The organism is Desmonostoc muscorum LEGE 12446 (assembly GCF_015207005.2).
Classification (GTDB): domain Bacteria; phylum Cyanobacteriota; class Cyanobacteriia; order Cyanobacteriales; family Nostocaceae; genus Nostoc; species Nostoc muscorum.
This window is the reverse complement of the sequence record NZ_JADEXS020000001.1, coordinates 3,511,010-3,522,213: the sequence shown is the minus strand read 5'-3', so window position 1 is coordinate 3,522,213 and position 11,204 is coordinate 3,511,010. Positions and strand designations below refer to the sequence as shown.

At 41.5% G+C, this 11,204-nt stretch carries 11 protein-coding genes; 4 read left to right on the top strand and 7 right to left on the bottom strand.

The annotated features are described in order from the left end of the window. Positions 1 to 126: 126 nt before the first annotated feature. The 4 genes from IQ276_RS15115 (at position 127) to IQ276_RS15100 (ending at position 4,776) form a co-directional block, all read left to right on the top strand. Positions 127 to 594 carry a DUF29 domain-containing protein gene (locus IQ276_RS15115; RefSeq protein WP_193917350.1) on the top strand — a complete coding sequence of 156 codons (468 nt, stop codon included), beginning with the start codon at positions 127 to 129 and terminating at the stop codon, positions 592 to 594. Between the two features lie 47 nt (positions 595 to 641). After that, positions 642 to 1,448 (top strand): TIGR01548 family HAD-type hydrolase, encoded by an 807-nt coding sequence (locus IQ276_RS15110; protein WP_193917352.1) that lies wholly within the window; start codon positions 642 to 644, stop codon positions 1,446 to 1,448. A 94-nt stretch (positions 1,449 to 1,542) separates the two neighbouring features. Beyond that, positions 1,543 to 2,370 (top strand): type I methionyl aminopeptidase, encoded by an 828-nt coding sequence (gene map, locus IQ276_RS15105; RefSeq protein WP_193917354.1) that lies wholly within the window; start codon positions 1,543 to 1,545, stop codon positions 2,368 to 2,370. A 708-nt stretch (positions 2,371 to 3,078) separates the two neighbouring features. Next, positions 3,079 to 4,776 carry a beta strand repeat-containing protein gene (locus tag IQ276_RS15100; RefSeq protein WP_193917356.1) on the top strand — a complete coding sequence of 566 codons (1,698 nt, stop codon included), beginning with the start codon at positions 3,079 to 3,081 and terminating at the stop codon, positions 4,774 to 4,776. A gap of 181 nt (positions 4,777 to 4,957) precedes the next feature. On the opposite strand, the gene IQ276_RS15095 is transcribed toward IQ276_RS15100, so the two are convergent. The 7 genes from IQ276_RS15095 to IQ276_RS15065 form a co-directional block, all read right to left on the bottom strand. Further along, the gene (locus IQ276_RS15095) at positions 4,958 to 5,215 is read right to left on the bottom strand and encodes a hypothetical protein (protein ID WP_073645059.1); all 258 of its coding nucleotides are present in this window, start codon (positions 5,213 to 5,215) and stop codon (positions 4,958 to 4,960) included. Positions 5,216 to 5,281: 66 nt separating this feature from the next. Then, positions 5,282 to 5,521, bottom strand: coding sequence for a hypothetical protein (locus tag IQ276_RS15090; RefSeq protein ID WP_193917358.1), 240 nt, complete (start codon positions 5,519 to 5,521; stop codon positions 5,282 to 5,284). 269 nt (positions 5,522 to 5,790) lie between these two features. After that, the gene (locus IQ276_RS15085) at positions 5,791 to 6,366 is read right to left on the bottom strand and encodes a hypothetical protein (RefSeq protein ID WP_235115685.1); all 576 of its coding nucleotides are present in this window, start codon (positions 6,364 to 6,366) and stop codon (positions 5,791 to 5,793) included. 187 nt (positions 6,367 to 6,553) lie between these two features. Continuing rightward, the gene (locus IQ276_RS15080) at positions 6,554 to 8,119 is read right to left on the bottom strand and encodes a TrbI/VirB10 family protein (RefSeq protein WP_193919481.1); all 1,566 of its coding nucleotides are present in this window, start codon (positions 8,117 to 8,119) and stop codon (positions 6,554 to 6,556) included. Between the two features lie 8 nt (positions 8,120 to 8,127). Further along, positions 8,128 to 8,820, bottom strand: coding sequence for a hypothetical protein (locus tag IQ276_RS15075; RefSeq protein WP_190878558.1), 693 nt, complete (start codon positions 8,818 to 8,820; stop codon positions 8,128 to 8,130). Positions 8,821 to 9,108: 288 nt separating this feature from the next. Beyond that, positions 9,109 to 9,933 (bottom strand): hypothetical protein, encoded by an 825-nt coding sequence (locus IQ276_RS15070; RefSeq protein ID WP_193919479.1) that lies wholly within the window; start codon positions 9,931 to 9,933, stop codon positions 9,109 to 9,111. A 197-nt stretch (positions 9,934 to 10,130) separates the two neighbouring features. After that, the gene (locus tag IQ276_RS15065) at positions 10,131 to 11,180 is read right to left on the bottom strand and encodes a hypothetical protein (protein ID WP_193919477.1); all 1,050 of its coding nucleotides are present in this window, start codon (positions 11,178 to 11,180) and stop codon (positions 10,131 to 10,133) included. Positions 11,181 to 11,204: the final 24 nt, after the last annotated feature.

Here is an 11,204-nt window from a genome sequence, read left to right as displayed (position 1 = left end):
GTACTGAGTTTTGTTCAAAAATCAAATAGGAGTCATATATATAGTCAACAGTCTAAAAAGACGCCAATTTATCATGTTTGAGAGTGAGCTAGTATAAGGTTTAGTCGGCGCTAACTACAGATGCTTATGACTGCCCAACTGCCCCAATCTGCAATGACATCTGGTTCAGATTTGTATGAGCAAGACTTTTACCTGTGGATTCAAACCACAGCAGAATTGCTCAAGCAAAAGAATTTTACACAACTGGATTTAGAAAATTTAATTGAAGAAATTGAAACAATCGGCAGAAGCGAAAAGCGGGCATTGGAGAGCAATCTGGAAGTATTGCTGATGCATCTGCTCAAATACCAAATTCAAACACAAAGGCGATCGCCCAGTTGGCAGTATACAATTTGGGAACACCGTAGGCGAGTAGAAAAAGCACTTCAGGAAAGTCCCAGTTTAAAGCCTCACTTCGATCGCATTTTTGAGGAAAGCTATGAAGCCGCTAGACGACTGGCTGTGATTGAAACTGGGTTATCCATCGCTACGTTCCCTGAACAATCTCCCTTCACGCCGGAGCAGGTCCTCGATCGCGATTTTTTACCTGAGTAGTAATCGGAAGCTCTACTATGATATAAAACTGTTTTGCTTCCTACCCCATGACTCAAGAAACTTCCACGAAAGCAGCCGTTGTTTTCGATATTGATGGTGTTGTGCGTGATGTCAGTGGCTCCTATCGCCGAGCGATCGCAGATACTGTAGAATACTTTACAAATACTGCATATCGTCCCACACCCCTAGACATTGACCAACTAAAATCGGAAGGTGTGTGGAATAACGACTGGGAAGCATCCCAGGAATTAATTTACCGCTACTTTACAGCTGGTGGACAGATGCGCGACGAATTGCAACTAGATTACAATGCGATCGTTGCTTTTTTCCAATCGCGTTATCGAGGCCCAGACCCCAATAATTTGACGGGGTATATCTGTGATGAACCTTTATTATTACAACCTAGCTACTTAGAGCAACTTACCCAAAGTGGGATTGCTTGGGGATTTTTCAGCGGTGCTACTCGTGTTTCGGCTAACTATGTCTTAGAAAAACGTTTGGGCTTGCAATCTCCGGTATTGATGGCGATGGAGGATGCACCAGGTAAACCCGACCCTACTGGACTTTTTGCTACAGTTAATCAATTGGAAAATGGAACTGAGCCAATATCAGCGATCGTCTATGTGGGGGATACAGTAGCAGACATGTATACTGTTGAGAAAGCACGGAATTTAGATTCTGCTCGCACTTGGATTGGTGTGGGGGTTCTACCGCCCCATGTGCAGGAAACAGCAGCGCGAGGTGAGGCTTATAGTGAAACACTGCTAGCAGCTGGAGCCGCGATCGTTTTGGCTAATGTGCAGGAATTGACCCCAAAGCAGATTCACAAATTAATTAGCAGATTGTGTGGTTAAAAATAAGCTAGTTTAAATATAGATATTATTTCTCAATTAACCTAGAAAAGCATTCACACTTCAGCTCCAAAGCGCCAGTAATTATTAATTTCCCATGAACATCTTCAGTAACTTACTTTATCAATCAACTCAGCCTGCACCTGCAAAAAAACAACGTCGAGGAATTGAAATTAAATCCCCGCGTGAAATTGAAATCATGCGGCAATCAGCGACAATTGTGGCAACTGTGCTAAAAGAAATTTCTGAGCTAGTAAAGCCAGGAATGACCACGGCTGACTTGGATGCTTATGCCGAAAAACGCATCCGCGAAATGGATGCAACACCGAGTTTTAAAGGATATCATGGGTTTCCAGGTTCTATTTGCTCCAGCATTAATAATGAAGTAGTACATGGTATTCCTAGTCCCAAGAAAGTAATCCGCCCTGGAGATGTATTAAAGGTTGATACAGGCGCTTATTACCAAGGCTTTCATGGTGATTCTTGCATTACAATTGCTGTTGGAGAGGTGACCCCACTAGCGGCTAAACTAATTCGCGTCGCAGAAGAGGCTTTATTTAAGGGCATTGAACAAGTTAAGGCTGGTGTATACTTACTTGACCTAGCTGGGCCGATTGAAGACCATGTGAAAGCTAACGGCTTTAGTATCGTTGAAGAGTTTACTGGACACGGTGTCGGTCGTAACTTGCACGAAGAACCTTCAGTATTCAACTTCCGTACCCGTGAACTGCCAAATGTTAAACTTCGTGCAGGGATGACCCTGGCAATTGAGCCAATTGTAAATGCGGGTTCTAGGCATACGCGGACATTATCTGACCGTTGGACAGCTGTGACTGTGGATAATGCTTTGTCGGCTCAGTTTGAGCATACAGTTTTGGTGACGGAAACTGGCTATGAGATTTTGACTGACCGTTCTAAGGTTTAATTGCTAGTTAAAATTAGATGTTATTGAGAGAGGTGAAGCGTCAAAAGAAGGCGATTTACCTCTTTATTTTTTCATGGATGAGTGTCTTGACTCGCCATATTTTTGTTAATTAAACCCACGTTTAGCACCCTGTTCGATAATCACTCCTTTAGGAAAAAGTTTTTTTGTATACTGGCTTTATTCACGCAACAATGACTACAGTAAATTGTTCAAAAATAAAGAATATATTTGTTTGTGATGATTATTGTCACGTAAATCTTGTGATATAAAACACTGACATTCAAAGATTTTAAATTATATTATCCTCTCAAAGCAGTAGAGTGCAGTCAAAATCTATCTCATTACTTGGTATTAGACATAGAAATAGTTCCCAAACTCTATTGCCGAAAATTACATTGTTCGAGGCTTAATACCATTTCCATAACTGGGAAATGGTATTGAGCCTGTCAAATAACCCATTAGTCGAGCGCAAAAAAATTCATAAAATGCGATCGCAACTTTTGATGCCCTGTAATTGCATTAATTCATAGGAACTTATTCAGCTTTATTGTTCCCTACAATTACTGACTCGATTACTAAATGGCTCGTGATTCTAACCGTGTTTAATTAGTCTGAAAAAAGAAAAATAAGAGCCAAATTTTCAACTGTAGACAGAACGGGAATATAACCAAACGACCGTACTAACTTAATATTGAGAGGATTTTGATCATGCCTAGATTTACTGTTCCACCTAATTTCATCGGAACTCAGGGTAGTGATAGTTTAGTTGGGGAAGAGTTAAATGCATCTTTGGCAATTGGTATTGATATTTTAACTGGAGGTTTCATTCATACACGCTCAGGGGATGACACCATTCAGGGCAAAGGTATTAGCGGCCTCACCGATACTGGAATCGGCATTATCAACAATGGCAGTTTGGATACTGGGAACGGAAATGACACTCTCATCGCCACTGGTCGAGGCGGCTTCAGCAGTCCGGTGGGCAATGGAATCGGCATTATCAACAATAGCAGTTTGGATACTGGGAACGGAAATGACACTATTACCACCAATGGTAGGGGTGGCAACGGCGCCTTTGGTGCCAGGAGTCAAGGTGGTATTGGAACTGGACTCAATAACAGTGGGATTTTAGATACTGGGAACGGAAATGACACTATTACCAGCAGTGGTGGTGGTGGCTGGGGTAGTGACAGCAGCGCTGGCAATGGTGGCGGTAACGGCAGTGACGGAATTGGTATAGCGAACAGTGGCACTTTAGATACTGGGAACGGAAATGACACTATTACCAGCAGTGGTAGTGGTGGGAGCGGCGGTTCTAGTACTACCATCGGCGGCAACGGTGGTGATGGAACCGGACTAAATAACAGTGGCACTTTAGATACTGGTAACGGAGATGATACTATCACCAGTACTGGCAATGGTGGTAGCGGCACCGGCTGGCGTGCTAATGGCGGCGACGGCGGTGATGGAACCGGGTTAGCTAACACTGGCACTTTAGATACTGGGGATGGAAAAGATACTATTATCGGTACTGGTAGAGGCGGCGAAGGTGGCTTTGGCGATAACATTGCCAATCCTTGGTTTCCCACTCCCGGCAACAGTAATGGTGGTAACGGGTTCGGTATCGCTAACAGTGGCAATTTAAGTACTGGGAATGGAAAAGACACTATTATCGGTACTGGTACAGGCGGCAACGGCCGCAGCACCGGGTACGGCGGTATAGGGATTGGTGTCAGCAACAGTAGGAGTTTGGATACTGGGGACGGACATGACATTATTACCGGTACTGGCACTGGTGGCGAGGCTAGAGCCAGCAACAACGGTACTGGAATTGGTATTCGGAACATTCAAAACGCCACCATCACCACAGGGCAGGGTAACGACACGATTACAGGTTCCGGAAATACTTCAGGCGTAAACGCGATCACCTATGGCATCTTTAACAATGGAGTCATTGACACAGGCAAAGGTGACGACATCCTCACCGGACACGCCACAACAACAATTGATGGTACTGCCTATGGTATTTATGGACAAGGAAGCATCAATACTGGCGGTGGCGATGACACAATTATCGCTACCAGTACCGTCAATGGAGTTCAGCAGAGAGTTAGTATTGGTGGCGGAATTACCGTTGATTTGGGCAGTGGTAATGACTACTTTAAAGGGTTTGGGTCTGGGACTGTTGAGGGCGGGAAAGGTTTTGATATCCTTGATCTTAGCGATTTTCATCGCTCTGAACTGATCGTTTCTGGAGTTGCTTCTGGCGATACCCTTAAACCTGCCAACATCATCATCAACAACAATGAAAACTCCATTCCCACAACTTTATATGTAACTGGCTTTGAGAAGTTTATCTTTGCAGATAGCTCTTTCTCCTACAACGCTTTGGCAAATGGGGCATGAATTTCTTAATTCACCGAAACAGTGCTGAGTGCCGCATTAACGAGAGTTAAATAGTGATAAATTCGCCAGTGGCGGCTGGTTCCATGCTAAGGTTTTTGTGAATTGGGATTAGCGATCGCCTTACTAGAAAATCGATAAAGTCAAGCTCAGACTTTCCACAAAATCTAAAGTCTCAAACTCGTTATGAATGAACTTTTCCTTTAATTAAACGGTGAAGCAGGCGACAAGGCCAGAAAAAAGCCCCACAAATACTTACCGAGGCAATGGCAGCCACAATTCGCCAATTCAAATTAGGCGAGTTGCCAGACTCCAAGGACTGATTTTGTGTGCTTTTAACTAGTTCTGGCGCAGAATGAGAGAGCTGACTGACTGTACTCACCCCTTCAATCGCTGCTCCAATTAGATAAGCTACTAGGGCAATTATTAGCCAGTGGTTCATTCTGTTGCACTATTTGAAATGTGAGCGTATGCTTGTTGGCAGTGAACAATCATTTGGTTTCTCGTCCTAATGATTGCCACCTTGCCCTAACGATAATCGACCTTCAGCCGTATCCCGAATTAAAGGCAGTTTAGATTTTATATAAGTATTGAGGGTGCTATCTACTTGAGGATCTAGTCCCTGCTTAGCTTTTAACTGCTGGAGGAGTAATTGTACTAAAGCCGCATCGTCAAACTGGAGCAGAGTGTTAACCTGGGTAGACTCGATTACAGCCCAGAGCTGTTGCATCATCTTGGCAGTGATCATGAGCTTGTAACTTTTTAAGATTTTCTTTATATTTGCACGAATTTGTAATTTGTGGTTGGTTTTTATCTGAATATTTGTAAAGATGATGGTTGAGTGGGAATTGGGCATGGGGCATAGGGCATAGGGAATGGGGAATAGGGAATGGGGAAAAGGTTAAAGGGATAAATTTAACCTTTCCCCCTTACCTCATGCCTCATGCCCCATGCCCCATGCTCCATGCCCCATGCTCCATGCCCCATGCCCAATGCCCAATTCCCCATGCCCAATTCTTATTGTGAAACTCTGACACAAGATGGTTGCTGGGCAGAAGGAGGATCGGGATAAATTGCTAGAGTGTGATAGTCTGGAGCATTTTCACCATATAACACTCGAAAAGTATAGAGTTTGTTTCTACCTTGTGCTTCGGTAACAACTGTTAAAAGTGTGTTCTCAGTTTTAGGTAGTCCAGGAATATTGAGTTTGGGAATTCGCCTCAGTTGAATGACATTCGCTGCTGAGTTTTTACAATCTCCAGTAGTAGTGTTCGGTTTTTGACCAAACTGCATACATACTGGGCCATCAAAATCTATAGTTACTTCCGATGGATCATTTAACCAAACTTTTTTAATTACTTCTCCAGCAGGAATAAAACTTAAGTTTGTTCCTTGCTGATAGGAAACATGGAGGGTGGGTACTAATCCTCCTAAACCCTGTCCTTGGCAGGAAAATATGGAACGCAGAACGGCATTATTAGCTACAGCACGGTCTACCAATAACAACATACTAACCGAGAAAATTAAGGAAGCTATAGGTAGGAAATAAGAATTACTAGGGATATTTCCTGGTAACTTAGTATTATTTTTCATGGTTGCAAATGGAGAAATTGGTAGATACAACAGGGGCAGAAAAAGAGTTATCCCAAACGTATTGGAAGATATGCTACAAAAGTAATTACTAATTATTATTACCTAATCCAAGGTTCTGAATTCCTGTTCATTTAAAAGCAGGATTCAGTTGAGACTGAAAATATCAAATTGGGATAAATCCTATCTTTTAAAATTGCGTTACTTGGTTGACATATATTTCAATATTGGTGCCGGCTGCCAAAAACCAAATGTTAGTTTGTTGTGACATTTGAGCGATCGCCTGTTGATTGCGTTGGGCAATTTGGGGTACTACGGAGTTCAAACCGCCTTCCACAACTCCAGCCGGGATATTTTCTCTAGTGTTAGTGTTGTTAACAACAGTGCTTCCACCGTTGATGGTAACAACTTGACCATCAGTGCGATTTAATAACTCTGCGGCTTTCCCAATACCTCCCAAAACGAATAGTCCTAGATCCATTGATGCTATGGATGAACTTTGACTAGGAAATTTCTTTGCTACTAAGGGTTTACCTTGGACACCGCGAATAACAATTGCATTGTTGGGTAAGCTTCGTTCTACAAGGTTACCATCATTTTGTGAGATAATTTTGACTACGTTCATCCGTAAAAAACCTTGTTCGGAAATAGAACGAATTTCAGTAAGTAATTCGGTATTTGCTGGTAAAGCTATCTCACCATCGGTAGATTTTAACGGTTCTTTTAATCGCACTACAAATACGTTTTTATCTGTTTCTTCTTCGTTGTTATTGCTTGCTCTAGTAGTTTCGCCAAATATCGCTGTTGCGAATACGGCTTTGGCACTAGTGCCGATCGCTACGGATTTCTGTCCTTGTGGTTGTGCTTGGCTGACTACAGCAGCTCCCTGTTCTGGCGTTTGCTCAGGAGTGGGATTTGCTGTCTGTTGGGGCGGCTGGGTTTCGTTTACAGGTTGGGAAGCTGCTGCAATGTTATTAGGTTGTTCGGTGACATTGACTTGGCCGTAGCTACCTAACTTTGCTAGCTTTGTCCACTCATCGAATGGGTTTGGTGGGGCTGGTGGAGTGATATTGACTACGGGTTGAGTGTTTGGCTGGATAACTGGTAGCTGGGGTATTGGTAGAGGTTGAGGAGCAGGTACTCTGATGATGCGCTCAACTGTCACTGGCTGAGGGACGTAAGCTGTTGGTGGGGGTGTTGGTATCACTTGTTGTCTCCTTGTGGAAGCAGCTGATGGTTCTACCAAGGCTACTGTAGCGGCTGGTTTTGGCATTCTCAGCTTGTCTTGGGCGGCTTTTACTGACTGTGCTTGTTCAGTCAGGGCTAATTTCGTTTTGAGAGTCTCGATTTCACCTTCTAGCTGTTGAGAGGTTGATTCATTTGTTGGTTGCGATCGCACTTGTGGGGTGACAATATTATTTCTGGGCTTTTGAGAGCTACCACTCATCAATTGCGACAAAAATACGCCAGCCACCAAAACTACTGCTAAGGTACCAGCACCTACTAAGCCTAATTTGGCAAAGGGATTAGATGAGAGGGATTGTTCTGTCTTAACTTCTTCTGGTTCAGGTGACGGTTGCAAGATTGCAGAGTCTTCTGATGGTTGGCCTTGGCTAGAAGATTCTTCTGCAAAGCCAACCAACCTTGCCATCCGTGATTCCCAATCGTCATATTCTATTTCTAGTTGGCGATCGTCGGTGTCTAGAGTTAATAGACTTGGTGGAGGAGTTTCTGTCGGAATTGAATATTGAGTCATGGTAAAGCTTAGTTTGAATTTCCAGAACAATTTTTATCTTGGATTTCACAGACATTATAAATTTCTAGTCTGGCTTCACCAAGGCGGTAAACTGCAAAGTGCGACGGAAGCGGCGCGTTTGGTAGTGAAGTTGCTGGTTCATTTATTGCTCTAACTAAAATTTGTTTATTAAACGAAATTGATTTTCCCAATTTATCATAACTACTAAAAGTTAATTGATTGGCAAGCAACTCCACTTTCCATCTGCCATTGCCTATTTTTGTAGGTTGAGAGATTTTTTGGATTACTAATACATTTTCAGTTCCTCTATTAACATTTTCAAATTGGCTGTCTGGATTTAAGTTAGTTACTTGTGACTTCAGTTTTTGCTGAAAATCATCGGCTACGAGTTGGGAACTAATTTCCCAGACCGTTGTTGGCGGCTGTTGCTGTGACCAGGTAAGCATTAAGCTCATAGTTTCACCAACAAAGCGCCGAATAGTTTCTGGTTGTCGCTCTAAATTCTCTTGGGGGTCTACTGTAATCACACGACCATCAACAAGTTGTACTAAACTTTGAGGTGTGAGTTGCCGACCTAACTGTTGTAACATAGACCCGTGAAATATTAGTAACAGTAAGGTAAATACATGTAAACCAAATGTTCCTACTGCCAATAGTGGTAAGGCGTTACTTTTTTTATTTTCTGATTTAAATATCTGCATTAATGATTTTTTTATCGTAATTGAACTATATTGTCAGAATTCAGAATTCAGAATTCAGGAGTTAGAATTCAGGATTCAGAATTCAGGAGAATATTTGAGGAACTAATAGGATATTTAAAGTTAGTGAAGTACACCATCTATGTCTATATGTCTGAAAGTTAACTATATGGGCTATTCTAATTCTCAAGTCTGACTCCTAAATTATGCTGTATTAATCATACTGAAATTTTTATCAATTCTGAATTCTGTTAGCTCAGCGGGGCGTAACCCATTCTGAATTCTGAATTCTTATCTAATAAAGTTATCGGTTCTTTGTTGAATTTTGCATTCTTTTAGTTGAGCTTCATTGAGATTGTTGTAGTTATCTAACAAACATAAGTCCCGAATTTCATAAATTTCTAGTCTATCAGTACGGACACTATAAATTGCTTTTTGCAGATCGGTACTACTCTCGACTTGGGGATTAGCGAAATAATCTGCTGCACGCACAAGAAAATCTTTGTTAAAAGGAGTTATCACTCTTCTATCATCACTTCGGTTTTTTTGAATTAAGTCGGCTACCATACCGACTCGCCACTTACCTGGTGCAATTTCTTTTGGGGGATAAATTCGCTTAATTACTAACTGTGATGTCATTCCTTGGTTGGGATTTTCACTAAAAACTTCTGGTGGTGTCATCTCGGCAATTGTGCTTAAGAAACCTTTGCGGAAGTCTTCTGATAAGGCAAAACTAGCTATCCAGCTAGTAGTACTAATTTTTTGGCTACCACCTTGGGGTGTTCTAATTAGTATTCCCAAATCAGATTTGGGATTTGCGACTTCTTCAATCTTTTGTGGGGGTAAAGTTCCCGACCAGTTAAACATTGCGATCATCGTTTTGCTGATGAATTGGCGTATTGCTTCTGGTTCTCTTTTTAAATCATCAATTTCAGCTACCGTTTTACCATCTATTAATTGCACAAAATTGGGAGGTTTTCTCAAGCTGAGTTGACGAATATTTATGCCTTGAAATAAAAATAAAAGTAAGACTAATAGGTGCAAACTGAAAGTGGCGATCGCAAAAATTGTTAAAACACTTGCTGTTCTTGTTCTTTTCTCTAGTAAACGTACCATTCAATCACCTCCTGCTGCAAAAAAGTTCAGTTTTCATCTTATGTATGATGGTAGGCAATAGATTTTTTCACCAAATAAATATTAAACATTATTATATATTTTAATATTTCTTATCATTATTATTTAATTATTCTGAATTCTGTTAGCGCAGCGGGGCGTAGCCCATTCTGACTCCTGACTCCTGACTCCTGAATTCTTTATATTCTCTCCTTTACCAAAGCAGCCGTATTGTTGATAGCGCTAAAGACTGCGAACCCTCCAGCAGCAGCCACAACTAAGGATAAAATCGGTGCTAAAACTCCGAGAAAAATCATGAACCACATTAAGTCTGGGTCAACATTAGCATCTTGACCCGGGCCATTGACAATCACTGCCGCAGTCAACACCGCGATAATATTAAATGAAATTTTGGCGATTCCAATAGATAAAAACCCCGTGAGCCATGCAAAAATTGGTTTACCAACTACAGGTAATAAAGACCCGCCCAGAGCAATTGGCCCTAAAGCCGCTATCAGCAACATCGTCGCTTCTATTAAATTCTGGAAGGCATATTGTAAGGAAACTAAAAAATTTTTTAGGCTTGTTTGTACTGTAGAACCTAATAAAGAATTAAATGAAGTTTCCGATACAATACCTGTGCCATATCTGATATTATCTACCTTGGTTTGGAGTCTGGATATCCAGTTTTTATTACCGTATGAATCTCGATATTTCTGCCAGAGAATATTCACTTTTTCCGCAGCTTTGGCAAAACATTGAGTTTGCTGTTCGCCAGTAAGTGATTGACAAGGACGCAGCAAAGAACCTGCTACTTCTTCGGCAACACTCATATTCAGTGCTTGTTGGTACATTTTATCTGCATCTGCTGTGACCAATACTTGCTGATTTGCGGTGTCTATAAAATTCCGCACTCCCAGTGTCAGATTAGAAAGTATACTTCCATTGCCTGAATTATTTAAGAGTATCACTACTACAAAAGGCCAAATTAATGCTGATATTGGACGGGTAAATTCGTAGGATAATAAATCTCTGATGAATTGTACCATAAAAAACAACAGGGTTCCGACTGCAAAAAAAATACCCACATTTGTCAATGTTCCATACAAGTTATTATTGGTGTTATTTTGTAATAAATCGAGCCATTGTTTGTCCCAACCTTCGGCAATACTTTGGGAAGTTGCGACACCATTATCGAGAATTTCATCAATGCCTACTTGGGCAAAAATTAGTGGAATAGCAAGTTGCATTATTTTTGATTTATGGGCTATTTT